The organism is Candidatus Amarolinea dominans (genome assembly GCF_016704685.1).
In the GTDB taxonomy this organism is placed as follows: Bacteria; Chloroflexota; Anaerolineae; order SSC4; family Amarolineaceae; genus Amarolinea; species Amarolinea dominans.
The window spans coordinates 128,494-152,498 of record NZ_JADIZS010000021.1 but is presented as its reverse complement, the minus strand read 5'-3'; the positions used below and the strand labels follow the sequence as shown (position 1 = coordinate 152,498).

General features: G+C 61.2%; 21 protein-coding genes. 16 read left to right on the top strand and 5 right to left on the bottom strand.

Annotated features, from left to right (window positions below):
* From IPF85_RS15305 to IPF85_RS15280, 6 genes are all read left to right on the top strand, one after another.
* Positions 1-332 (top strand): hypothetical protein (locus tag IPF85_RS15305; protein ID WP_343408939.1); only part of this gene is annotated, 332 nt, incomplete at its 5' end.
* An 894-nt stretch (positions 333-1,226) separates the two neighbouring features.
* On the top strand, positions 1,227-1,556 hold the full coding sequence (locus IPF85_RS15300) for a hypothetical protein (protein WP_343408938.1): 330 nt from the start codon (positions 1,227-1,229) through the stop codon (positions 1,554-1,556).
* A 428-nt stretch (positions 1,557-1,984) separates the two neighbouring features.
* A complete protein-coding gene (locus IPF85_RS15295) occupies positions 1,985-2,386 on the top strand; it encodes a hypothetical protein (RefSeq protein WP_343408937.1) in 402 nt (133 codons plus the stop codon).
* A 26-nt stretch (positions 2,387-2,412) separates the two neighbouring features.
* A complete protein-coding gene (locus tag IPF85_RS15290; RefSeq protein ID WP_343408936.1) occupies positions 2,413-2,889 on the top strand; it encodes a hypothetical protein in 477 nt (158 codons plus the stop codon).
* Positions 2,820-3,569, top strand: coding sequence for a hypothetical protein (locus tag IPF85_RS15285; RefSeq protein WP_343408935.1), 750 nt, complete (start codon positions 2,820-2,822; stop codon positions 3,567-3,569). The genes IPF85_RS15290 and IPF85_RS15285 overlap by 70 nt, the downstream gene beginning before the upstream one ends.
* 416 nt (positions 3,570-3,985) lie before the next feature.
* On the top strand, positions 3,986-4,549 hold the full coding sequence (locus tag IPF85_RS15280) for an NAD(P)H-dependent oxidoreductase (RefSeq protein WP_343408934.1): 564 nt from the start codon (positions 3,986-3,988) through the stop codon (positions 4,547-4,549).
* Between the two features lie 32 nt (positions 4,550-4,581).
* On the opposite strand, the gene IPF85_RS15275 is transcribed toward IPF85_RS15280, so the two are convergent.
* From IPF85_RS15275 to IPF85_RS15265, 3 genes are all read right to left on the bottom strand, one after another.
* Positions 4,582-5,742 carry a glycosyltransferase gene (locus tag IPF85_RS15275; protein ID WP_343408933.1) on the bottom strand — a complete coding sequence of 387 codons (1,161 nt, stop codon included), beginning with the start codon at positions 5,740-5,742 and terminating at the stop codon, positions 4,582-4,584.
* A gap of 46 nt (positions 5,743-5,788) precedes the next feature.
* Positions 5,789-6,412, bottom strand: coding sequence for a glycerol-3-phosphate acyltransferase (locus tag IPF85_RS15270; RefSeq protein WP_343408932.1), 624 nt, complete (start codon positions 6,410-6,412; stop codon positions 5,789-5,791).
* Between the two features lie 286 nt (positions 6,413-6,698).
* Positions 6,699-7,634, bottom strand: a complete 936-nt coding sequence (locus IPF85_RS15265; protein ID WP_343408931.1) for a tocopherol cyclase family protein — start codon at positions 7,632-7,634, stop codon at positions 6,699-6,701.
* 342 nt (positions 7,635-7,976) lie between these two features.
* Here IPF85_RS15265 and IPF85_RS15260 point away from each other — a divergent pair, with 342 nt between their 5' ends.
* The gene (locus tag IPF85_RS15260) at positions 7,977-8,942 is read left to right on the top strand and encodes a fasciclin domain-containing protein (protein WP_343408930.1); all 966 of its coding nucleotides are present in this window, start codon (positions 7,977-7,979) and stop codon (positions 8,940-8,942) included.
* A gap of 81 nt (positions 8,943-9,023) precedes the next feature.
* Here IPF85_RS15260 and IPF85_RS15255 read toward each other — a convergent pair whose 3' ends face one another.
* Positions 9,024-11,720, bottom strand: a complete 2,697-nt coding sequence (locus tag IPF85_RS15255) for a cation-transporting P-type ATPase (RefSeq protein ID WP_343408929.1) — start codon at positions 11,718-11,720, stop codon at positions 9,024-9,026.
* Positions 11,721-11,889: 169 nt separating this feature from the next.
* Positions 11,890-12,360, bottom strand: a complete 471-nt coding sequence (locus IPF85_RS15250; protein ID WP_343408944.1) for a hypothetical protein — start codon at positions 12,358-12,360, stop codon at positions 11,890-11,892.
* A gap of 300 nt (positions 12,361-12,660) precedes the next feature.
* Between IPF85_RS15250 and IPF85_RS15245 the strand changes: the two genes are divergently transcribed.
* The 9 genes from IPF85_RS15245 to IPF85_RS15205 all read left to right on the top strand — a co-directional run bounded on the left by IPF85_RS15245 (position 12,661) and on the right by IPF85_RS15205 (position 23,814).
* Positions 12,661-15,384 (top strand): LuxR C-terminal-related transcriptional regulator, encoded by a 2,724-nt coding sequence (locus IPF85_RS15245; protein ID WP_343408928.1) that lies wholly within the window; start codon positions 12,661-12,663, stop codon positions 15,382-15,384.
* 213 nt (positions 15,385-15,597) lie between these two features.
* Complete coding sequence (locus tag IPF85_RS15240) at positions 15,598-15,894, top strand: hypothetical protein (RefSeq protein ID WP_343408927.1); 297 nt, start codon at positions 15,598-15,600, stop codon at positions 15,892-15,894.
* A 45-nt stretch (positions 15,895-15,939) separates the two neighbouring features.
* Positions 15,940-16,368: a DUF6326 family protein gene (locus IPF85_RS15235; protein ID WP_343408926.1), complete on the top strand. Its 429-nt coding sequence runs from the start codon at positions 15,940-15,942 to the stop codon at positions 16,366-16,368.
* Between the two features lie 58 nt (positions 16,369-16,426).
* Complete coding sequence (locus IPF85_RS15230) at positions 16,427-16,639, top strand: hypothetical protein (protein ID WP_343408925.1); 213 nt, start codon at positions 16,427-16,429, stop codon at positions 16,637-16,639.
* Positions 16,620-17,342, top strand: coding sequence for a DUF4386 domain-containing protein (locus IPF85_RS15225; protein WP_343408924.1), 723 nt, complete (start codon positions 16,620-16,622; stop codon positions 17,340-17,342). The genes IPF85_RS15230 and IPF85_RS15225 overlap by 20 nt, the downstream gene beginning before the upstream one ends.
* Positions 17,343-17,372: 30 nt before the next feature.
* Positions 17,373-18,035: a DUF4386 family protein gene (locus tag IPF85_RS15220; protein WP_343408923.1), complete on the top strand. Its 663-nt coding sequence runs from the start codon at positions 17,373-17,375 to the stop codon at positions 18,033-18,035.
* Between the two features lie 112 nt (positions 18,036-18,147).
* Positions 18,148-18,849 (top strand): DUF4386 domain-containing protein, encoded by a 702-nt coding sequence (locus tag IPF85_RS15215; RefSeq protein ID WP_343408922.1) that lies wholly within the window; start codon positions 18,148-18,150, stop codon positions 18,847-18,849.
* 49 nt (positions 18,850-18,898) lie between these two features.
* Positions 18,899-20,860, top strand: coding sequence for an aminotransferase class V-fold PLP-dependent enzyme (locus IPF85_RS15210; protein ID WP_343408921.1), 1,962 nt, complete (start codon positions 18,899-18,901; stop codon positions 20,858-20,860).
* A 428-nt stretch (positions 20,861-21,288) separates the two neighbouring features.
* Positions 21,289-23,814, top strand: a complete 2,526-nt coding sequence (locus IPF85_RS15205) for a LuxR C-terminal-related transcriptional regulator (RefSeq protein WP_343408920.1) — start codon at positions 21,289-21,291, stop codon at positions 23,812-23,814.
* Positions 23,815-24,005: the final 191 nt, after the last annotated feature.

The window sequence follows — 24,005 nt, the reverse complement described above, 5'->3', positions numbered from 1 at the left end:
GAGAGATCGTCTACGACCTGGCGGTGACAATATTGGCAATCGGCGCCGCGGCCGGCGTGACCATCAGCGACACCCTGCCCGCCGGCTTTGGCTACGTCAGCTTCAGCAGCCTCGACCGCCGTCACCCTGACCGACAGCACGCCGCCCAGCCTGGCCTGGACGCGGCGACATTGCCGGGTGGGCGCGGGCGTCACCATCGCCCAGGACAGTTGTCACCGCATGGGCACGGCAGCGACCTACCACGATGGAAATCACCACGACGACTGCGGGCGACCCGGCGGGCAACAACAGCAGTAGCTGGGAAACCACGGTCGGCGGTAAACGAGCGGTAGGTTGACAAGCAGGCCCCCCGGTTGTCGGCGTGATCGGTGAGTCCTCACCTACCCCTGATCGGGTCAACAATCAAGGCTCGCCGACGCACAACGTCACCGTGACTGGACATCGGTCATCGCGCACGACTTACGGGTCGGACGATAGCGGCGTGGTACCACCAATCCGAGCGCAGGCGTCTATGTCTGGAACCTGGCACCCTGGCGGCGGGCAGCCGCACCTTCCAGTGGCGGCGGCAACCGATGCCGACATCGCCAACGCCACCAATCTGATCAACCAGAGCGGGCCAGCACCACCACGCGCCGGGCGTGAGATAACCAGGCCGGCAATAGCGACCAGGCAACCACCGGCATGTACCGTCTGGTTTCCATCTGTGATATTCAGTTCGTGCCCAACCCGGCGCTGAATGGCGATTCGCCATACCCCAACCAGACCGTGTGGACCCGAGGCATCGTCACGCGCAGAACAGGGCGAGAGTTGATAACATCAGCCCCAACCGCACCACCAGTCATCGAATGCCGGGCGGCGGCCCCTGGAGTGGCTTCTGCAGATCTCAAGTCGGCCGGCATCCCGCGGCGCCCGCAGGCACGCACGTGCGCGTCCTGGGCCTGATCCCCTCAAAGAATTACTCTCAACATGACCGAGATGGACATGGGCGCGGGCGCCAACGCTTCCAGATCATCAGCAGCGGTAACTTGTGCCCGTCCCGGCGGCCACCACCACCGGCAGCAGCCTCTGATTACCGCGCCCAACGGAGCAGTGCGAGCGTGCTCATCGGAATCAGGCCGACGCAGCCGTGGTCAGACCCGGCCTGGGCAGCGGCGGATGGTCGTTCGATGATGGCAGCGGTCACCCACGCCGATGACCTGGGGCAACAAAGACGGCGACACTGACCTATGTCCCCGCCGCGCACCGATCGCTACCACTTTATCCGTGGCGTCGGCTGGTTCTCCTTCAGCAACCATGCTGCGTCACGCCCTGAACCCGGACATCGGTCTGGATGTGGACAAACCGACCATTTCCAGGAACGCCGGTGCTGCGCGGCCCCGGGCGGGGTCTTTCACCTACACCATCACGGTCAAGAACGAGTTGGCTACCCACTGACCGGCCTGGTCATCCAGGATACGGTGCCGGCTGCAACCACCTTCGCCTACGCGCTGGATGGCGGCAGTAAAGCGGCGGCGTCGTCACCTGGAAACGCGTCACGCCAGCCTGGGCCTACTTGAGCACCGTCAACGTGCGCTGTGCGTCTTGACCGCCCGGCCAGCGTGACGACCGCGATCAACAGCAGCTACAGCATCAGCGCCACCGAATTTCGTGACGCCCGACTTACGGCGCGCCGCTGGCGACTGTCGTTGACAGCGCCATGCATCATCAGCGCGATCCAGGGCGGTCAGTCAGTCTCGCTGCTCAACCCCGGCGCACGGTGCAGCGGCGTCTCTGGCATCGTCACCGCACTGCGCAGCGACGGCTTAACCTGCAAGAGCCGGTCATCATGGAGGGACTCCGATCCGCCACTTCCGAGGGCATCTTCGTGCGCCCGGCAGCGCGCCCACGGTGCTGGTCGGCCAGTCTGTGCTGGTGAACGGCAGGGTCGAGAAAGTTCCGGCCCGACACCAACAACCTGACCATCACGCGGCTCATCAACCCGACCGTGACCGTGCAGAGCAGCGGCAATCCCCTGCCCGCGGCGATCATCATCGGCAGCGGCGGTCGCCAGCCGCCCACGCAGATCATCGAGGATGACGCCAGCAACGTCGAGACCGATGGCGTCTTCGACCCGGACAATGATGGCATTGACTTCTACGAAGCGTTGGAAGGCATGTTGGTGCAGGTCAACGACGCGGTGGCGGTGGGGGCAACCACGGCCTTCGGCGAGATCGCGGTGTTGGTGGACGGCGGCGCGGGCGCGAGTCTGCGCACGCCACGCGGCGGCATCGTCATTCAGGCCAATGACTTCAACCCCGAGCGCGTGATTCTGGACGATGTCATCACGCCCAATCCGCCCGATGTCCTCGTGGGTGACTCCTCCCCGGCGCGGTCGTGGGGGCGCTGATTACGGCTTCGGCAACTTCAAAGCTGTTGAACACCCGCGCCGCTGCCAGCCCGGTGAGCGGCGGCCTGACGCCCGAATCCACCACCATCACGCGCACGGACGATCAGATCACCCTGGCGACCTTCAACGTGGAGAACCTGGACCCGACCGACCCGCCGGCCAAGTTCGCCGCGCTGGCCAACCAGATCGTCACCAATCTGGCCGCACCGGACATCCTGGCCGTGGAAGAAGTGCAGGACAGCGACGGCCCGGCCAACACCAGTGTGGTGGAGGCCAGCGTCACCTGGGGCTTGCTCATCAGCGCCATTCAGACCGCCGGCGGCCCCACGTATGACTTCCGCAACGTGGATCCGGTGGACGATCAAGACGGCGGCGAGCCGGGCGGCAATATCCGCGTCGGCTTCCTCTTCCCGCCGACCGCGGCATCGCGTTCGTGGATCGGCCCGGCGCCACCTCCACCACGGCCAACGGCGCAGTCATGGGCGGTTCGGGCGTGCAGTTGAACTACAGCCCGGGCCGCATTGACCCCAACAACGCGGCCTTCAATTCGAGCCGCAAACCGCTGGCCGCGGAGTTCACCTTCAACGGGCACACCCTGTTCCTGATCGTCAATCACTTCAACTCGAAGAGCGGCGACGACCCGCTGTTTGGCTTTGCCCAACCGCCGGTGCTGGTCTCTGAAATTCAGCGCAACCAGCAGGCGCAGATCGTCAACGACTTCGTAGACGCCATCCTGGCTCTCGACCCCAGCGCCAACATCGTGGCGCTCGGCGACTTCAACGACTTTCAGTTCTCCACGCCGCTGGCAATCCTCAAGGGCGGTGTGCTGACCGATCTGATCACGGGACTGCCGGCGGCTGAGCAGTACAGCTACGTCTACGACGGCAACTCCCAGGTGCTCGATCACATTCTGATCAGCAATCACCTGCTGACCCCCAACGAGGCCGGGTTTGCCCTGTTCGATGTGGTGCATGCCAACGCGGAGTTCCCGCCCGCGGCCCGCGCCACCGATCACGACCCGTCGCTCGTGCGCTTCACCCTGGAGGCGACGCCCGCCAACGTCACCCTGACCAACCTGACGGCCGGCCCGCTCACCTCGCCGCTGGGCTGGCTGGCGCTGGCCGGTCTGCTGGCCCTGGCCGCGGTGGTCATGCGGCGGCGGGGAGTGGAGAGGGGAGAGTAGAGACCGGAGAGTAGAGACCGGAGAGTAGAGACCGGAGAGTAGAGACCGGAGAGTAGAGACCGGAGAGTAGAGACCGGAGACTGGAGATTGGAGACTGGGGATCGGAAAACTCCCCCTTCCACAAAACCCAATCTCCGGTCTCCTTTCTCAGATCTCCCCCCGGCCCGAAAAACTCCCGCCTTCCACAAAACCCAATCTCCGATCTCAGATCTCCGATCTCTCCCCAAAACGATGACCTTGCCGCTTTCAGGCTTCCATGCTATGATTGGCGCCATCCCTTCTACGCCAGGAGCATTGCTGCGAAATCTAAATCGTGATAGAATAGAGTCGAGCAGAAAGGATACGCGGGCGCTGTGAGTGAGGTCAAAATGAGTATCACGATTGAGGCACAACAAGTCCACGATGGAAGGACCTCGATGACAACTTCTGATTCGCTTCACGTTTTGGGCATCTCCGGCAGCCTGCGCAGGGCCTCGTACAACACGGCCCTCCTGCGGGCGGCCGCCGAATTGATGCCGCCAGGGATGACGCTGGAGATCTTCGATCTCGCGCCTCTGCCGCTGTTCAATCAGGATGCCGAGAAGCCGTTTCCTGAAGCGGTGGTCGAGTTACGCACCCGCCTGGCGCAGGCCGATGCGCTGCTCATCGCCACGCCTGAGTACAACAGCTCGATCAGCGGCGCCCTCAAGAACGCCATTGATTGGGCGTCCCGTCCGCCGAAGCAACCATTGGCCGGCAAGCCGGTGGCTATCATGGGCGTCAGCACGGGGAACTTCGGCACGGTGCGAGCCCAATTGCATCTGCGCCAGGTGCTGACGCACGTTGGCGCCCTGCCACTGGGCAAGCCGGAGGTGCTGGTGGCGCGCGCCGAGCAGGCTTTCGACGCCGAAGGGCGATTGGTGGACGCCGCGGCGCGCGGCTTCCTGCAAGATTTGCTCGCCGCCCTGGCCAGGTGGACGCAACGCGTATCCCCGGCCTGACGCCACGAGACAAGTTTGTTCCTTTTTGTTCCTTACCACCAGCGTATCCGCGCCCGCACCATGGTGCGTCCTTTCCAGGTGGAGCGGCCGCGCACCGCAAGGGCCATTGACCTCGCGGCGATGAAGAGCACCAGCACGGTGGTGACAGGATAGAAGAGCGCGAGGTACAGGGGAAAACCGAAGCGTGCGTTCGATATGCCCCACAAGAGCACAGCAAGGAAGACTCCTGCCGCTGCCATCACCACCGAGTAGGTTGAGTGCAGCAGGCCGGCTGCGATCAGCACAAGCACAATGGGCGGCTGAAGGAAGACGATGCCGATCCAGAGCCAAACCAGTACAAACGGCAGCATCCGATAGCCGAAGCCTGCGAACAGATTTTTGGTGAAGCCCTCGAAGACCTGCGCGGAGTTCCGGTACATGCGGCAGCGGACGTCTTGTGTAGCAAGGGCCAGGCGCCAGCTCAGACCGTGGGCCTTGATCTGCCGCGCCAGTGCGATATCGTCTACGGCGTCAGTACGCACGGCCGCATAGCCGCCGATCTGATCGTAGGCCGCGCGCCGGAAGAGCATGTATTGTCCGTTCGCGGCGCAGAAGGCGTGCGTGCGTACACGGTAGGCCAGCGCCAACGGCAAAAAGGAAAGGATGCTCCAGGGGAAGAACGGCACCACGAGTTTCTCAGCCCAGGTCACGACTTCCTGGCGAGGACAGGCTGTCAGCAGATCGGCCTGTTCGGCCATCAGGGCAGCGATCCCGTGCCGCAAGGACTGTGGTTCATGGCGCGTGTCGGCATCAGTGAAGAAGAGCAGGTCGCCGGTCGCCGACTCAGCAAGCTGCTGGCAGGCCCAATGCTTGCCCAGCCAGCCTTCGGGCAACGCCAAGCCCGGAATGACCCGCAGCCGGCGATCCTGGGAGGCCAGCTCAGCCAGGATTTCACCCGTACGATCGCATGATTGATCATCCAACACAATCACCTCGCAGTCCGGGTAATCCTGAGCCAGCAGCGAGCGCACACAGTCGCCTATGTTGATATCTTCATTGCGCGCCGGCACCAACACTGAAACGCGGGGCCACGCGGTAGGCGGCGCCCAGTCCCCGGCTCGCCGCAGCAGTCGCCAGTTGCTGAGAGCGATCAGCACAAGGCAGGCAGCAAAGGCAGCGATGATGAACTGATGATAGGCCCAAAAAGAGCCCATACTCCCTCCAGACGCGGGGTCTTGCAGCACACCATGAGGACGGAGGTCAACGCCGTGTCCGCCGAATGCGTAGCTGGGGCCGCTGCCGCAGGTCGGCGCGGTGCGTCCAGGCGATGATCGCCACCGTGCCGGCCCACGCGACAAATAGCGGGAGCGTCAGGCCGGCGGCGAGACCCGGGCTGCGCCAGTGTAATGCGGGCGCCAGGAGGAAACCCAAGAGCGCCAGCAGCGCAGCCATCACCGCCCAGCCGGAGGTATTCAACAGCTTGTTGAAGACGAAGACGGAGCCGCCCATGACGAACGGGCCGAACGGCACAGTCAGCGCCGCCCAGACGCCTAACGTGCTCGCCAGGGCCTTGCCGCCGCGCCAACCAAGAAGCGGTGAGAACGCGTGTCCGAGGATCGGCGCCAGCACCACGGGTATCAACGGCCAGCTATCCACCTTGAAGACGTAATGGGCCAGCGACACGGGGATGGCCCCTTTGAGCATGTCGAGGATGATCGCCAGCAGGCCCAGACCGCGGCCGCCGGCGCGCAACACGTTGGTTCCGCCGGGGTTCCCATCGCCGTAGTCGCGGATGTCGGTGCGCAGCACCAACTTGCCCAGCCATACCGAAATGGGCAGCGAGCCGAGCAGAAAGCCGATAAGAGTCCAGGTGAGAGAGATCATGTTGGTTGTTGGATAATGTCCGCCCCGAAGCCCTGCAGGCCGATTTGGACAGGATGAACAGGATGTACAGGATTCTTGCTCTGTGGTGTGCAAAACTATCGGCACGAGAGTTCGAATATCCTGTCAATCCGTAACTGCTCACCCTGCAGGCCGATTTGGACAGGATGAACAGGATGTACAGGATTCTTGCTCTGTGGTGTGCAAAACTATCGGCACGAGAGTTCGAATATCCTGTCAATCCTGTGAATCCTGTCTGAATTCAGGCCGACCCAGCAGTTACCCCAGATCAGACTAATCGTGCCAGCTTCTGAATCTCCTGGATGGGGCCGACGATCTCCAGGCCGGCATGGCGTCCGGTCCTCTCGAAGATGACCCCTTCCTGTCCGCCCGTCAGCGCCAGCAGCCGCACGTCAATGCGCGCGGTCAGGCTCTCCAGCACCCGCTGCAACATTACCACGCGCTCGGGCGAGTGCAGCAGCCCGCCCTCCGCGCGCCAGGCCACGATCTCCAGGCGATGGGGGGTATGGCGCGGCCCCGTGCGGCCGGTCATGTGCCAGGTGACGTGCGTGTCGGCCAGGTCGAGGCGCTCGATCACCGCGCCGGTGTAGGTAGCAAAGCGGTAGAGCTGGCCGCCGTGCCGCAGCCCGACGATGAAGCCGGGGAACGCGCCGCGCAGCCAGGGGATGATCGCCACTGATGCCGTCAGGCACGCGCCGACTGCGGCCTCGCCGAAATGGTTGCTCTGCATCCAGATCCAGGCCTTCGGGAACGCCTGGCCCCAGTCCTTTTCGATGTACCCGCGGCCGCCGGTGAAGTCGCGCGCCGCGCCATCTATGGACAGCGAGCCGGCGATGCTGTGATCGAAGCTGAGGACGCCGTGGTAGCACTCCATGAAAGGCGCGAAGGTGTAGGGGCCCATGATGCCCGGTGAGGTCAGCGTGACCGGCCAGGGCGCACCGCCCGCAAAGCGCAGTTCGCCGGCCATCCGGCCTTCGGGCCGATCAATGTCCAGCTCGATGCGATCGGCGCGGAAGCGATTGGGGCCGATCCGGATGTCGAACTCGTCCCGCGCAGCCTGGAACGCCTCGAACGGGTAGCGATGATAGGCGGTCCTGCCCGTCGCGCCGTCCAGCGTCTGCACGAACGCGTGGGACGCGCCCGGCTCGCGGCCGATGAAGACGCCAGGGATGACCGCGTAACGGTGCTGCTCACTGGCATCCACCAGCTTGAAATACCAGCCCTCGAAGAAGGGCGGCTGCTTGCCGCGGCCGTGATAGAGCGCCGGCCGTGCTCAGGTCAGAGCGCTGCTCTCAAAGCCGTCAGATGCTGCCCGGGTCAGGCGATCGGGCGTTGCCCGCATCCTCAAATGCTGCCGCCGCCCCGGCTAGTATGTCACGATATCTATGGTTTGTCAAAAAGATGTCTAAGGCAATCATTAATCAATTCGATGCGGCAAATGGAGTCTATCCTACAGATGAGATGGTGAGATACGTTGTATAAGGTTTGTGTAGTGTTTGAGTAAGCATGTGACACAACATCAAGTTAGAAAAGGATTGGAAAAGAAATGAAAAACGTCAGTCTGCTGTTGGTACTTCTCATTGTAGCCCTGTCAGTCGTGGCTTGTGCTCCGGCTCCTGCAACTCAACCGCAGGAACCGACTAAGGCGCCGCCCACGGCCATGCCCGCTCCGGCTGCTAAGGACATTGTTGACACGGCTGTGGCCGATGGTCGCTTCAAGACGCTGGTGGCTGCGGTTCAAGCTGCCGGTCTGGTCGAGACCCTGAAGGGCGAGGGGCCGTTCACCGTCTTCGCCCCCACCGATGAAGCATTCGCCAAGTTGCCTGCGGGCACCGTCGAAGGGCTGCTCAAAGAGCCGGCCAAGCTGAAAGACATCCTGCTCTACCACGTGGTCGCCGGCAATGTCATGGCTGCCGATGCTGCCAAGCTGACCTCGGCCAATACCGTGCTGGGCAAGCCGATCACCATCAAGGTTGAGGGTGGCAAGGTCATGATCAACGATGCGACGGTCGTGATTGCCGATGTAAAGACCAGTAATGGCGTCATCCATGTGATTGACCTGGTCCTCCTGCCGCCAGCCCCCGAGGCTGCAGAGCCGACCACCAAGGACATTGTTGACACGGCTGTGGCCGATGGTCGCTTCAAGACGCTGGTGGCTGCGGTTCAAGCTGCCGGTCTGGTCGAGACCCTGAAGGGCGAGGGGCCGTTCACCGTCTTCGCCCCCACCGATGAAGCATTCGCCAAGTTGCCTGCGGGCACCGTCGAAGGGCTGCTCAAAGAGCCGGCCAAGCTGAAAGACATCCTACTCTACCACGTGGTCGCCGGCAATGTCATGGCTGCCGATGCCGCCAAGCTGACCTCTGCCAATACCGTGCTGGGCAAGCCGATCACCATCAAGGTTGAGGGTGGCAAGGTCATGATCAACGATGCGACGGTCGTGATTGCCGATGTAAAGACCAGCAATGGCGTCATCCATGTGATTGACCTGGTCCTCCTGCCGCCGGCCAAGTAACATCTTCCTGTTGTAGCCGTTCAGGATGCAGCGAAAAAATCAGGGGCGAGTCAGTCGTATGGCTGACTCGCTCCTGCTATTCTACCCTCGGTTGGATCTCATCACCATTTTGCTCTTGGACCGTCGCAGCCACTTCTCGGCTTCGATAACCAGATAACCCGCCACGCCGAAAGCCACGATACGGCCCCAGTCGGCCGGGCTGATCGGCGCGCTGGCAAAAACGCGATTGAACGGCGGCAGGTAGGTGAAGGCGAGCTGCGCCAGGGTCATCGCGGCCGCACCAGCCAACACCCAACGGTTGGAGAAAAACCCGATACGGAACGGCGATTGCGTCAGCGAGCGGCTGTTGAACAGGTAGAAGATTTCGATGATGACCACAGCGTTGACCGCCACAGTACGCGCGACCGCGATATCAACCCCCAGGCCCAGCTCCAGCTCGAAAAGTCCAAACGCGGCCACCAGGATCAGCAGGCCCACCAGCACGACGCGCCAGACGAGCACCCGCGTCAGGATGGGCGCACCGGGATCGCGCGGCGGCCGGCGCATGATGTCCGGTTCACCCCGCTCCATCGCCAACGTCAGACCCAGCAGCACAGCGGTCATCATGTTGATCCACAGGATTTGGATCGGCAGGATCGGCAAGGTGACACCCAGGACGATGGCCGCCAGGATTACCAGTCCTTGGCCCAGGTTGGTGGGCAGCGTCCAGGCGATCATCTTGGTCAGATTATCGAAGACCGTGCGCCCTTCCTCGATGGCGGCCGCAATGGTGGCGAAGTTGTCGTCGGTCAGGACCATGTCCGCGGCCTCTTTCGAGACATCGGTGCCGGTGATGCCCATCGCCACGCCGATGTTGGCCTGCTTGAGCGCGGGCGCATCGTTGACCCCGTCGCCGGTCATTGCGACTACGTGTCCGCGGGCCTGCAGCGCGTCCACCAGCCGCAGCTTCTGCTCCGGGCTGACGCGGGCGAACACGGATGTCTCGTCGGCCGCGGCGATCAACTGCTCATCGGACAGCTCGGCCAGCTCCTTGCCGGTGAGCACCCTCCCGGCCGCACCTGTGAGGCCGATTTGCCGCGCAATGGTCCCTGCGGTCAACGCGTGATCGCCGGTGATCATCTTGACGCGGATGCCCGCGGTCTGCGCGGCCGCAACAGCCTGGATCGCCTCCTGCCGCGGCGGATCAATCATCCCTTGCAGGCCCAGGAAGGTCAAATTGCAGCACAGGTCTTCATGCGAGAGGGCGACCTGGGCGAGCGAGAACTCGCGACGGGCGAACGCCAACACGCGCAGGCCATCCGCGGCCATCCGGTCGGCCGCAGCATGCACCGCGTCCCTGTCGAGCGCAACCGGCAGGCCCGCCGGGTCGAGGCTGACCCCGCTGCGCGCCAGGATCGCCTCGATCGAACCCTTGACGTAGAGCATGCGGCGGTCAGCGCCGAGATCATGGAGGGTCGCCATGTACTGGTGTTGCGACTCGAACGGGATTGCGTCGACGCGCGGGGCCTCGCGCTGAGCCAGCGTCAGACCGCCCTTCAGCGCGGCGGTGATCAGCGCGGCTTCGGTCGGATCACCCTGCGCGGTCCAGCGGCCTTCGCTCTCGGCCAACGCGCTGTCGTTGCACAGCAGCCCCGCGGTCAAGATCTCACGCAGCGCCATCGAGTCGCCAACGGGGCTGATCTCCCCCGTGGGCGCATAACCGGCGCCGCTGACGGTGTAGAACGTATCCCCTGCGTAAATCTCGGTCACGGTCATCTGGTTCTGGGTCAGCGTGCCAGTCTTGTCGGAGCAGATGACGGTGGTGCTGCCGAGCGTTTCCACGGCGGGCAGCTTGCGAATGATGGCACGGCGCCGTGCCATACGGCTGACCCCGATCGCCAGGGTGACGGTGAGCGCAGCGGGCAGGCCTTCGGGAATCATCGCGACCACCAGGGCAATGGCGGCGTAGAACGTCTCACCGGCTGGCTGGCCCCGCAGCACCCCAATGCCAAAGGTGGCCGCGGCCAGCACGAGGATCGCGTAGAGGACGATCTTGCTGAACCCTGCGATCTTGCGGGTGAGCGGAGTTTGCAGCTCCTGCGCTTCGGACAGCAGGCGGGAGATGCGGCCAACCTCCGTGTTATCACCGATGGCGGCGACGATGCCGGTGGCCTGTCCGTAGGTGACGAGCGTGGACGCGTAGGCCATGTTGCGCCGTTCGGCCAGGAGCGTGTCTGGCTCCAAGTGCGCGTCGGCCGCCTTCTCCACGGGCGCGGACTCGCCAGTGAGCGCAGCTTCGGCTACCTGGAGGTCGCGCGAGCGGATCAGCCGCAGATCGGCTGGCACCTTGGCGCCCGAAAGTAGCGTGACCAGGTCGCCAGGGACCAGCTCGGCCGCGTTGACGCGCAGCGTCTTGCCCCCGCGGATCACGGTTGCCTCGGTGGAGATCGTCTGTGCCAACGCCTCGATGGCCTGTTCGGCCCGCGCCTCTTGGGCGTAGCCGATCACGGCGTTGATGAAGACCACGCCGAAAATCACGGCGGCGTCCAAGGGGTCCTTCAGTACCGCGGTGATAACGCTCGACGCCAGCAGAATCAGGATCAGGGGGTTGTTGAACTGGCGTAGAAAGCGCACCAGCGGGCTGGCCCCCTTTTGCGGCGTCAGCACGTTCGGCCCAAACCGCTCCTGGCGATGCCGAACCTCGAAGGTGTCCAGCCCTTTCACCGGATCAGTTTCCAGAAGCAGCCGTACTTCGTCGGCCGGCAGATGATGCCAGTGGTGGCCCAATAGTGTTTGCATGGCAACTCCTCCTCCGGCCATTATTGAGGGATATACATGGCGGCGTTGTAAGGCTCCTGATGTGAAGATAGTTGCGTCCTATGGAATGAGAATTAAATAAGTGTCCGCTTTGGTGCTGTCTGTATGTTCAGAATTTGCTCGGAACTGGACAGTTAAAAAATTCTCATTCCTATGCGGACTTTGCTTTTCTTATGACCAACGCCCGCCAGGCGCCGGTGGTCCACAGCGCCCAGAGCACCAGCACCGGCTGGAAGAACAGGCGCGTGAAGCGGGCCTGTTCGGTGTTCAGCCCGAAGGCGTCAATCCGGTTGACGTACTGCGAGATGTTACCCGGGAAGATCAGCACGAAGAACGCCGCGGTGGCCAGGCCGACGAGCACACGCTGTTTGAACAGGGCGATCAGGGCTAACCCCAGCGTGATTTCTGCAATCCCGGACAGGATGACGACCAGATCGGCATTCACCGGCAGCCAGATCGGCACCTGGGCCAGGAACTCGGCCCGCGCCGTCGTGAGATGACTGGTCCCGGCAAAGACCAGGAATGCGCCCAACAGGATCCGCAAGACCGTCTGTACCGTCCGGGATGTCCCCTGTCCCAGACTGGGCTGTGCGGGCCGAAGGTTCTTGTTTTCTGTGTTCATCGGGTTCTCCATATTCTTCATATTCTCCATATTCTTCATGTTCTCTGTGTTCTTCATGTGACGCATGCGATTTTATCGTAGACGATATGTACCAATAGCCTCATGTTGAACAACTCCTTACGAATTGCAACGTATCACAGAAGACCTCTCCGCTCACCGCAGGCCGCGGCTCCCCGCAGCGTTGCCTGTCGAACCCTGCTTTACAAACCGGCGAAACGATGTATAATTTTATTATACTGGATATTTGACTAAAGCAAAATGGCTCCCTGGGGTTTTAAGTGTTTGTTTGATGATTGACCCATGTCCACGCCCATCTTAGCCACTAAACTCTATATCCCCCCAGCTCGGCCTAAAGTCGTCCCCCGCCCCCGCCTGATCGAGCGGCTGAGCGAGGGTCTCTGCGGCAAGCTGACCCTCATCTCTGCCGCCGCCGGCTTTGGCAAGACCACGCTGGTCAGCGAATGGGTCGCCGCCCTCACTCCTTCCCCTCTCCCAGCGGGAGAGGGGCCAGGGGTGAGGGTCGCCTGGCTGTCGCTGGACGCCGGGGATAGCGACCCCACGCGTTTCCTGGCTTACCTCGTGGCGGCTTTGCAGACTCTCTTTGCCGGCATCGGCGCCGGGGTGATGGCCGCGCTCGATTCTCCGCAGCCGCCGCCCATCGAGCCGCTCCTGACGATCCTGCTCAACGAAATCGCCGCCATCCCGGCTGATCCTTCGCCTCCGCTCAGGACAGGCTTCATCCTCGTCCTGGACGACTACCATACGATTGACTCCAAACCGGTGGATCAGGCCCTCACCTTTTTGGTCGAGCGCCAGCCGCCGCAGATGCGCCTGGTCATCGCCACCCGTGAGGATCCGCAGCTTCCCCTGGCCCGCTTGCGCGCCCGGGGACAAATGACCGAGCTGCGCGCGGCCGACCTGCGCTTCACACCCGCTGAAGCCGCCGAGTTTCTCAATCGGGTGATGGGCCTCAGCCTCTCGGCCGGGGACATTGCTGCGCTGGAAACCCGCACCGAGGGCTGGATCGCCGGCCTGCAACTGGCCGCGCTCTCCATGCAAGGACAGCGGGACACCGCCAGCTTCATCAAATCTTTCACCGGCAGCCACCATTTCGTGCTGGACTACCTGGTTGAAGAAGTCCTGGGACAGCAGACCGCAAGCGTCCAGACTTTCCTGCTGCGCACTTCCATCCTCGATCGCCTGTGCGGCCCGCTGTGTGATGCTGTTTTGGGTTCGCCCTCCGCTTCCGGGCAGGAAACCCTGGAATATCTCGAACGCGCCAATCTGTTCCTCGTCCCCCTGGACAATGAGCGGCGTTGGTACCGCTATCACCATCTCTTCGGGGACTTGCTTCGTCAGCGCCTCGGACAGAGCCTGACACCTGGCGAGATAGCCGAGTCTCACATCCGCGCCAGTCAATGGTATGAAGACAATGGACTGGGGCTTGAAGCCTTTCGACATGCGGTTGCCGCCAATGATGTCGAGCGCGCCGAGCGCCTGATGGAGGGAGGGGGGATCCCCCTGCATTTTCGCAGCGCAGTGAACGCGATCCTGGCGTGGCTGGCATCCCTGCCCAAATCGGCGCTGGATGCCAGACCCCTGTTGTGGGTGAGGTCAGCCACGATGGCGTTGACGGCCGGCCTGACAACCGGCGTGGAAGATAAACTACAAGCGGCCGAGGCAGCTTTAGCTGCCGCCCTGAAGAACGCCGAGCCTGATCCGCAGACCCGCGACCTGATTGGGCAAATTGCCTGCGCCAGAGCCACCTTGGCGATCACCCGCTACCAGCCGGAAGCGGTGGCCACCCAGGCGCGCCGCGCCCTGGAGTATCTGCTGCCCGGGAATCTGCGTTTCCGCTTTACGGCGAACTGGGCGCTGTCCGCTGCCTATCTGTTTCAGGGTGACCGCGCCGCGGCCGGCCGGGCTATAGCAGAGGCCTTATCAATCAGCCAGGCGTCTATGAGCATGTTTTCCACGATTCTGGCGACCAGCCACATGGGGCGGCTCCAGGAATTGGACAACCAGCTCCAGCGGGCGGCCGAGACCTACCGGCGTGTTCTGCAGCTGGCGGGCGATCAGCCTGGACCGAGCGCCAACGACGCGTGTCTGGGTCTGGCCCGCATCCACTACGAATGGAACGACCTGGACGCGGCCCAGCAGTACGCACAACAGAGCCTGCAACTGGCGCGGCTGTATGATCGCGTGATTGACCGCTTCATCATCAGCGAAGTATTCCTGGCCCGCCTGAGCCTGGCCCGGGGCGATGTGGCCGGCGCGGCCGCCATGTTGGCCCAGACTGAACAATCGGCGCGTCAGCAGAACTTCATCCTGCGGCTGCCGGAAATCGCGGCCGCCCAAGCGCTTGTCCTACTGCGCCAGGGCGATCTGGCGGCGGCCGCTCATCTCGTACAGACTCACAATCTCCCCATCAGCCAGGCGCGGGTATTTCTGGCTCACGGAGATGCAGCCAGCGCGCTGGCTTTGCTTGCGCCATTGCGCCAGCAGATGCAAGAAAAGGGCTGGCAGGATGAACGGCTGCGAGCGATGGTGCTGGAGGCGCTGGCGCTGGTCGCGCAGCGCGAAAAGGACATGGGCCTGCAACTGCTGGCCGAGGCCCTGGCGCTGGCCGAACCAGGCGGCTTCATCCGTCTTTTCGTGGATGAAGGCGAGCCGATGCGATTGCTGATTTCCGATTTTAGATTGTTGATTGAAAAGCAACTGCACGGCCAAGATCATGAACTGCTCGGTTACGCAGATAAACTCCTGGCTGCTTTTGAACAACCTGCGGACCTGCCGCAATCGCAAATCGCAAATCGCAAATCGCAAATGCTTGAGCCCTTGAGCCAGCGCGAGTTGGAAATCCTGGTGCTGATCACCCAGGGACTCTCGAACCGGGAGATCGGCGCGCGGCTTTTCCTGGCCCTGGACACGGTCAAAGGGCACAACCGCCGCATCTTCGACAAACTGCAGGTGCAAAGCCGCACCGAAGCCATCGCCCGCGCCCGCGAGCTGGGTTTGTTGTAAGAAGCTATCGGTGAGTCTGCTGGGGCCGGTCTCTGACCGTGCCCTGGCTGCACGTGTTCGTACTCCTCGACATTCTCCTCCTTCAGTCACCCAAAACAACACCTCCCACCAACACCAAAGTGTCTATACAACAACACCGCGGCGCCTGTATATTACCTGTGCCTTGAGCGAGCAGCTCAACCGGCGAACATCGGACAGGACAGGTGCAAGGTCATGGCGAACGAACTCGAACCAACAACTGATCCGGGTCAGCCCGTGGTCTATCAGATCAGGCTCAAGGGCCATCTGGGCGCCGATTGGGCCGGGTGGTTTGGCGGCCTGACCATCACGCTGGCAGAGGACGGCGACACGCTCCTCACCGGCCCGGTGGCCGACCAGGCTGCGCTGCACGGTCTGCTCAAGAAAGTGCGTGATCTGGGCATACCTTTAGTCTCGGTCTGTCCCGTCAAACCCAAGCCCCCGACGACGTTCGGGTCAGGTCAGGCCGACGTGTCAGATGTCAAATCGTAAGACTCATCCAGATCGTTCAATCAAGGAGAAAACAAGGAGAAAAAAATGAACACGATCAACAGGACCACCGAAAAGGAAGATGTGAAGATATCTGTGAAGATGAAGCTCTCCGCACTGTGGGCGGCTCTCATGTTCTTGTACATCTATGCTGACTACTTTTCGTTGTACAAGCCTGGTCAGATGGAGGAAGTGATGGCAGGACGAATGGGGCCTTTCCCGGTGACTCAGGCCTCGCTGCTGACAGCCGCGATCCTGATGCTGATCCCTGCCGTCATGGTCTTCCTGCCCCTGGCGCTGAAGCCCGGGGTGGGGCGCTGGGCGAACATCATCCTGGGGGCGCTCTACACGGCTGTCAATATCGGGAACCTGGTCGGGGAAACCTGGGCTTTCTATCTGCTCTTCGGCATAGTGGAGATGGCGCTCACGCTTCTGATCGTCGGGTATGCCTGGACGTGGCGCAACGCTGAAGCCTGACCGGATGGATCTGCGTCCAGCAGAAAGGTGTCAATGTGTCAGTAGAGGAGAACAAATCATGAACATCAAGCAGTCGGTCATCGAATTCATGACCGTGTTCGCGGTGGCGCTGGCGACTGGTGCGCTTGTGACACTTGCATGGAACTACTTCGGGCATGGCGAGATGGCCGTGGACTGGGAAACCGCTTTCAGTTTGGCGATCATGTTCGGCATCGTCTTGACTTGGACGAAGTCTCGAAAGGAGACCAGCGATGAATACGGTCAACGATAGTCCCCGTGGAACAGGCAGAAGGACCGCAACACTGGTGGGGTCAGCGTTCCTGTTTTCCAACGTCACCTTCATCCTCGGCGCCATCGTGCTGGTGGAAGCGATCTTGGGCGCGCCCGATTATCTCAGCCTGATCGCCGCTGGGCGTGCGCAGGTGGCGCTGGGCGTGCTTCTCTGCTTCGCCAACGGCCTGGCCTATGTCGGCATCGCCGTGCTCCTGTTCCCGATCCTGAAGCAGCGCTTTGCCAGCCTGGCGCTGGCGTATGTCGGGTTCCGGGTGGTTGAGTTCATCACCCAGATCCTGGCCGACGTCAGCCCGCTCGCGCTGTTGACGCTCGCTGGAGATCCGGGCCAGGCGGGAGCTGCGGCCTCTGATCTGCCGGCGCTGGGGGCCTTGCTGCTTGCCACGCGTTTCTGGGCGTTCCAGATGCTCAACCTCATCTTCAGCTTTAGCGCCGTGCTGCTGTACATCATGCTGCTCCGCACCCGGCTGATTCCTGGGTTCATCGCCATCTGGGGATTGATCGCGGCGGCCCTGGTGCTCATCAACACCGTACTCGGCTGGTTCATGCCGGATCTGGGCGCGGCGCTCGGCGTGATTACCGGGTTGCCGATGCTCTTGAACGAGTTGTTCCTGGGCGTCTGGCTGATCGTGAAAGGCTTCAATCCATCTGCGGTTGCCGCCTTGTCCGCCACGCAGTCATAATTCAGATAGATTCAACAAAAGGAGAGAAACATGAAAACCTTGCAGAAGTCCGGCGGTTTCGCCGCCCTGTACCTGGCAGTCGCCTACCTGATCGGAATGGCGCTCTTCATCGCCGTGCTGGACACCCCCAGCATCACTGACCCGGCCCAAAAGGTGGCCTTGCTCGTCAGAATGCAGATGGTCATCTTCTCGACCAACCTGCTCATGTACGTGTTCTTCGGCGTCGTCCTGATCGTCCTGGCGCTGGCGTTGTACGACCGGCTGCAGGCCGGCGCACCGGCGCTCATGCAGGTGGCAACCACGCTCGGGATCATCTGGGCCGGTTCGCTGATCGCCAGCGGCATGGTCGCGAATGCCGGGATCGCCCCTGTCGTTGCGCTGTATGCCACGGACCCGGGCCAGGCTGCGTTGACCTGGCAGGCCATCGAAACCGTAGCTAGCGGGCTGGGCAACGGCAACGGCGAGATCCTGGGCGGCCTGTGGACGCTGCTGGTCAGCCTGGCCGCGCTGCGGGCCGGCGGGCTGCCCAAGGGCCTGAACATCCTCGGCTTGTTGGTGGGCGCGGTGGGCATCCTCTCGCTGATCCCAGGGTTGACCGAACTGCTGATCGGGGTTTTTGGCTTGAGTCAGATCATCTGGTACGTCTGGCTGGGGATCGTGCTGCTGCGCAGTAAGCCGGGCCGGGCGGCGTAAAAGGACAGGGTTGGCAACTGTTCGACAGTTGCCAACCCTCAGTGGTTCAGAGTGTTCTATACGTAGTGGGCATCGGCCTATCGGGCTATGCCCTGTTCCGAGGAGGCAAGAAATGAATTCCGTCAATAAGTCCGCAAGAATCGCAGGGTTCCTGTATCTGATTTACATGGTGGTTCACATCCTCGCAGATGTGATTGGGCGTTCCAGGCTGATTGTACTCGGAGATGCCGCGACAACCGCCAGGAATATCGCGGCGTCGGCAGGGCAATTCCGTATCGGCATCATGACCGATCTGGTTGCGGCCGTACTTTTTCTGCTGACAGCCTGGGCTTTGTACGTGCTGCTGAAGCGGGTCAACGAGAACATCGCCTTGCTGTTCCTGTTGTTGAACCTGACCGGTGTTGCCATCCAGTGTTTCAGCGATCTGTTCCTGCTTGCCGGCCAACTGCTCTTGGGCGGCGCTGATTACCTGAAAGTATTCCCGGCCGAGCAACTGCCGGCGCTGGCTATGTTATCCCTGGTTCTGTACAAGAATGGGTTCATGATCGCCCAAATCTTCTATGGCGCCTGGCTCTTTCCGCTGGGTTACCTGGTTTTCAAGTCGGGCTTCCTGCCCAGGATTCTGGGCATTGTGTTGATGTTGCATTGCGCTTTCTGGGTGATGACTGCTCTTCAGTTTTTCCTCTTCCCGGGCTTCGCGGCAATCACTTATATCAGTTGGCCGCTGGGCTTCATTGCGGAATTTGGGCTGACGTTGTGGCTGCTGATCAAGGGCGCCAAAGAGCAGAAACCGGCCGCAAACGAGGCCGGCTGATGTCCGGAGCAGGTCCTGGTGACCGCCAACCGAAAGGGATGAGACTCTTATGAAAACGATGGCAGGCACAACCTCCGAACCGCTGGAAGTTCTTCAACCCGAGGAGGGGGCCAGGCACAATGAAGCCTTTGCCGAGCTGGGGCGCGGCATGCAGGCGGCGCTGGAGACCTACTCCAACGTCCACCGCGGCAGCGGGCATAACTCGCTGACCTCCACGCACTTGTACGAGCAGGCCCGCGAGATTGTCCTGGATGATGTGGGGCTGGACAAGGCCCGTCACACCGTCGTCTTTTGTTCTCCCAGGCGGGCGGAGCTGCTCCAGGCGCAGCTCGGGCGGAGGGGTTGCCGCACCGTGTCCAGCCGGGACATCGGCCTGCCCCTGGGTCTGCGAGCATTGGCTGTCGCACGGAATGCGCTCCCCGCAGGCGCGCCCTTTCAGCCCGGCGGCGGGACGGCCCGGCTGGTCTTTCCCAACCGGGTCATCTGGGCCAGGGGGGCGGACAAATTCGAGGCCGGCACACCTGCCATCGTCAATGTCATTGTATTTGCCAGGGCGCTGCAGTTGATCCGGCAGTTCGGCAAGGACGCATTTCTTGAAGCGGACGCCGAACAGCGGACGGCGGCTGACATCCTGTATCACGACGAGCTGGAAAAGTTCTCCGGGCGGGAGCTGCTGGCTGCACTCCGGCCGACCCTGATCGGCCAAAGGGTTCCCGTCCCGACGCTGGAAGGCGCCAAGCCCTTCATCAACCTGGACAATGGCGCCAGCACGCCCACCTTCGAACCCATCCGGGATGCGGTCTGCCAGGCCTGGCGCCAGCCGGAGCAGGTGCAGCGGGAGATCGTCCGGGAGGTCAAGTCCATCTGCGCCGGGGTGCTGGGCGCGCCCCCGGCAGACTACGACGTGATTTTTACATCCAACACCACCGAGGCCATCAACCTGGCCGCCGAAAGCCTGGGGGGTGAATCCCAAGACGGGATCAGGCCGGTCGTGGTGAACACGATCCTGGAACACAATTCGAACGAGCTGCCGTGGCGCAGGCTCCCCGGCGTTGCACTCATCCGGTTCCCGGTCGACGACGAAGGATTCCTGGATTTAGACGCGCTGGAAGCGCTCCTGCGCGCCTACAACCAGGAGGGTCAGCACGGCAACAAGCGCATCCGCCTGGTGGCAATGAGCGGCGCATCGAATGTCCTGGGGGTATTCAACGATCTGGCTGAGATCAGCCGCATCGTACACCGATACGGCGCGCGCCTGCTGGTGGACGCGGCCCAATTGGTCGCCCACCGGGAGGTCGAAATGGCAGCCTGCGGGATTGACTATCTCGCCTTCTCGGCCCACAAGGCCTACGCGCCTTTCGGCACGGGGGCGCTGGTGGTGAGAAAGGGGCTGCTGCAATTCTCCGCGGCTGAACTGGAGCGGATCCGTTCGTCCGGGGAGGAAAACGTCGGCGGGATTGCCGCGCTGGGCAAGGCGCTGGTGCTGCTGCAGCGGATCGGCCTGGATACGATCCAGCAGGAGGAACAGGCCCTCACCGAGCATGCGCTGCGCGGCCTGATGCAAATCCCCGGCCTGACGGTTTTCGGCATCACCCCGGATTCGCCCCGTTTCAGCCGCAAAGGTGGTGTGATCGTCTTCAGCCTGGGTAACAGGATGGCCAGCCGGGTGGCCCGGGAACTGGCCGAACAGGGCGGGATCGGCGTCCGCTCCGGCTGCCACTGCGCCCATCTGTTGATCAAGCACTTGCTCGATATTCCCCCACTGCTGCAGCAGTTCCAGGGGGTGATGCTGACTTTGTTCCCCCAGATGGCGCTGCCGGGGCTGACCCGCGTCAGCCTGGGCATCGAGAACACTGTCGAAGAGATCGATACATTGATTGACGTATTGGATAAGATCGCCCGACAACCCGCGGCGGAAGATAACCCCTTTGCATCGAAAACGACGGATATCCAGCGGAGGATGGACGATTTCGCCAGGGCCGCGGCCCAAAGAGTCTATGCGCAACTCTAGTGGGTCGATTGACACACCATCGGCCATTCCGACCGGTGATTGAAATCACCGTCTGGTATGCCAAGTGCGTTGAAACGCACTGTGCGAAGGGCGGCAACCCGTTTCAACGGGTTTGAACTGTGACAGACTACGGTTTCAACCGTAGGCGGCCTGGCTTGGGACGCTGTTTGAGTTTGGGGGGGCGTGTTGTATAATTGATCCATGTCCACGCCCATCTTAGCCACCAAACTTTATTTCCCCCCACCTCGCCCTAAAGTGGTCCCCCGCCCCCGCCTGATCGAGCGGCTGAACGAGGGTCTGCCGGCAAGCTGACCCTCATCTCTGCCCCGGCCGGCTTTGGCAAAACCACGCTGGTCAGCGAATGGGTCGCCGCCCTCACTCCTTCCCCTCTCCCGCTGGGAGAGGGGAAAGGGGTGAGGGTCGCCTGGTTGTCGCTGGACGCCGGGGATAGCGACCCCACGCGCTTCCTGGCTTACTTCGTGGCGGCTTTGCAGACTCTCTTTGCCGGGATCGGCGCCGGGGCGATGGCCGCGCTCGATTCTCCGCAGCCGCCGCCCATCGAGCCGCTCCTGACGACCCTGCTCAATGAAATCACCGCCATCCCGGACCATTTCATCCTCGTCCTTGACGACTATCACCTGATCGAAGCAAAACCAGTGGATCAGGCGCTCGCCACCCTGCTCGAGCGCCAGCCGCCGCAGATGCACCTGGTCATCACCACCCGCGAGGATCCGAATCTGCCCCTGGCCCGCTTGCGCGTACGCAGCCAATTAACCGAACTGCGCGCCGCGGATTTGCGCTTTACTCCATCCGAAGCTGCCGAATTTCTCAAACAGGTGATGGATCTTAACCTCTCTGCTGAAGAGGTTGCTATATTGGAAGCCCGAACTGAAGGCTGGATTGCCGGTTTGCAGTTAGCTGCACTTTCGATGCAGGGTCACCAAGATGTTTCCGGATTCATCCAGGCATTCGCCGGAGATCACCGATATATCGTGGATTACCTGGTCGAAGAGGTCTTGCAACAGCAGTCCGAAAGTGTTCAGAACTTCCTGTTGTGCACATCCATCCTCAATCGCATGTGCGGTCCGCTTTGTGATGCTGTTTTGCTCAATACCTCTGCCTCAGGGCAAAAAACCCTCGAGTATATTGAACACACTAACCTCTTCATCATCCCCTTGGACAACGAACGACGTTGGTACCGTTATCATCACCTCTTTGGAAGCTTACTGCGCCAGCGGCTGGGACAAAGCAAGACACCCGAAGAGATAGCGCAAACCCATATGCGCGCCAGCGAATGGTTTGAAAAGAATGGCGATAGGGCTGAAGCGTTTCACCATGCCATCACGGCCAGAGATTTCAGCCGGGCAGCAGCGTTGGCTGAAACAACCTGGCAGGGTATGAATCAAAGTTCTCAATCTGCTGCCTGGCTGGGTTGGGTGAAGCAACTACCCGAGGAGTTGATCCGTTCTCGTCCTGTGCTATGTACACAGATTGCCTGGGGGTTTATGGAGGCTAGTGAAGTGGATGCCAGCGAATCCCGCCTGCGGGATGCAGAACGGTGTCTGGAAGGTCCATCCGATGAGATGGTTATCGTGGATGAAGAGCAATATCGTACACTGCCAGCCAGGATCGCGTTTGCCCGCGCTTACAATGCTCAGTCTCAGCGTGATTACGTTTCCACAGTGAAGTATGCGGAACTGGTGTTCAAACTTACTCCCGAAAAAAAATATTTCCTACATGCCCAAGCCGCTGCAATTCTGGGGAGTACGTACTGGACAAATGGTGATTTGGATGCAGCGTGCAAGTCTATGAGCGACTGGATCGATAGTTCACAAGAAGTTGGCAATTTCATTTTTGCCATTGCTGGTGCCTCTGGAAAGGCGGATATCCTCACTGCGCAGGGACATCTCCGCGAAGCGTTAAGAACCTATCAACAAGCATTGCAGCTTGCTTCAGAGCATGAAAAGGAGGCACAGCGGATCACAGCGCATCATCATTTGGGGTTGGCGATGCTGTACCATGAGATGGGGGATGATGAAGCTGCCGCACAGTACTTTCAAAAAAGTCTTGTATTAGGTGAGCAGTCCACCTTGATGGACTGGCCCTATCGCAGGTGTCTTGCCCAAGCTCGACTGAAGGAGCATGACGGAGACTTGGACGCTGCTTTTCGGCTTCTGGATGAAGCCAAACGCCTGTATGTCAGGTCTCTGATTCCATATACTCGTCCCATCGAGGCGTTGAAGGCGAGAATTTATCTTAAGCAAGAACGATTGTCCAAAGCGAGGGAGTGGGCACGCGAACAAGGACTTTCGGTTGATGATGAACTTAGCTATTTGCGCGAATTCGAACATATTACCTTGGCACGTGTTCTGCTGGCCGAGCATCAGAACAATCGGGATGAACAAGTTATTCTTAAGGTGTTGAGCTTATTGGAACGCCTTTTGAAGGCAGCAGAAGATGGAAAGAGATTGGGTAGCGTGCTTGAGATATTGGTGACACAAGTGCTCGTTTATCAGGCGAAGGGAGACACATCCCTGGCTTTTGCATCGCTGGAACGCGCCTTGACTCTGGCACAACCAGAGGGCTATGTCCGCATATTTTTGGATGAAGGCGCAGACATGGTTCAACTACTTCGCGAAGCTGCTACACGAGGGATCATGCCAAACTATACAGGCAAGCTGCTGGGGGCATTCGAAGCGCAAAGACAGAGGAGTACAAGTGTATTTCCGATCCTTGCATCTCCCGCTTCTCAATCCCTGATCGAGCCGCTCAGCCAGCGTGAGTTGGAAGTTCTGCGCTTGTTCAAAACCGAACTTTCGGGACCGGAGATCGCCAATCAACTTGTGATCGCCTTAAGTACGATCCGCACACATACTGAGAGTATTTACAGAAAACTTGATGTTAATAATCGACGGGCGGCTGTCAAACGGGCAGCCGAACTGGGTTTGATATAGCCATCAAATAGCATTGCTCTTAACCCTGCCCAATAAACAGCGTTTCATCGCTCGTTGGGCAGGGTTTTTTGTTTCCCTGACATCCCCTTTCAACATATCCGTACATATATCCGCACATGTGGGGATGACAACTCCCCACATTCATTTGTATAGTGTATCTAGTTGAAGCCAAACAGACAGTTATGCTTGGT

What these genes read in the sequence shown, in the direction of transcription:
- IPF85_RS15300 (WP_343408938.1), top strand. Translation starts at nt 1,227, where the DNA reads ATGTCCCCGCCGCGCACCGATCGCTACCACTTTATCCGTGGCGTCGGC.
- IPF85_RS15280 (WP_343408934.1), top strand. Translation starts at nt 3,986, where the DNA reads ATGACAACTTCTGATTCGCTTCACGTTTTGGGCATCTCCGGCAGCCTG.
- IPF85_RS15275 (WP_343408933.1), bottom strand. Translation starts at nt 5,742, where the DNA reads ATGGGCTCTTTTTGGGCCTATCATCAGTTCATCATCGCTGCCTTTGCT.
- IPF85_RS15270 (WP_343408932.1), bottom strand. Translation starts at nt 6,412, where the DNA reads ATGATCTCTCTCACCTGGACTCTTATCGGCTTTCTGCTCGGCTCGCTG.
- IPF85_RS15260 (WP_343408930.1), top strand. Translation starts at nt 7,977, where the DNA reads ATGAAAAACGTCAGTCTGCTGTTGGTACTTCTCATTGTAGCCCTGTCA.
- IPF85_RS15255 (WP_343408929.1), bottom strand. Translation starts at nt 11,720, where the DNA reads ATGCAAACACTATTGGGCCACCACTGGCATCATCTGCCGGCCGACGAA.
- IPF85_RS15250 (WP_343408944.1), bottom strand. Translation starts at nt 12,360, where the DNA reads ATGAACACAGAAAACAAGAACCTTCGGCCCGCACAGCCCAGTCTGGGA.
- IPF85_RS15245 (WP_343408928.1), top strand. Translation starts at nt 12,661, where the DNA reads ATGTCCACGCCCATCTTAGCCACTAAACTCTATATCCCCCCAGCTCGG.
- IPF85_RS15240 (WP_343408927.1), top strand. Translation starts at nt 15,598, where the DNA reads ATGGCGAACGAACTCGAACCAACAACTGATCCGGGTCAGCCCGTGGTC.
- IPF85_RS15235 (WP_343408926.1), top strand. Translation starts at nt 15,940, where the DNA reads ATGAACACGATCAACAGGACCACCGAAAAGGAAGATGTGAAGATATCT.
- IPF85_RS15230 (WP_343408925.1), top strand. Translation starts at nt 16,427, where the DNA reads ATGAACATCAAGCAGTCGGTCATCGAATTCATGACCGTGTTCGCGGTG.
- IPF85_RS15225 (WP_343408924.1), top strand. Translation starts at nt 16,620, where the DNA reads ATGAATACGGTCAACGATAGTCCCCGTGGAACAGGCAGAAGGACCGCA.
- IPF85_RS15220 (WP_343408923.1), top strand. Translation starts at nt 17,373, where the DNA reads ATGAAAACCTTGCAGAAGTCCGGCGGTTTCGCCGCCCTGTACCTGGCA.
- IPF85_RS15215 (WP_343408922.1), top strand. Translation starts at nt 18,148, where the DNA reads ATGAATTCCGTCAATAAGTCCGCAAGAATCGCAGGGTTCCTGTATCTG.
- IPF85_RS15210 (WP_343408921.1), top strand. Translation starts at nt 18,899, where the DNA reads ATGAAAACGATGGCAGGCACAACCTCCGAACCGCTGGAAGTTCTTCAA.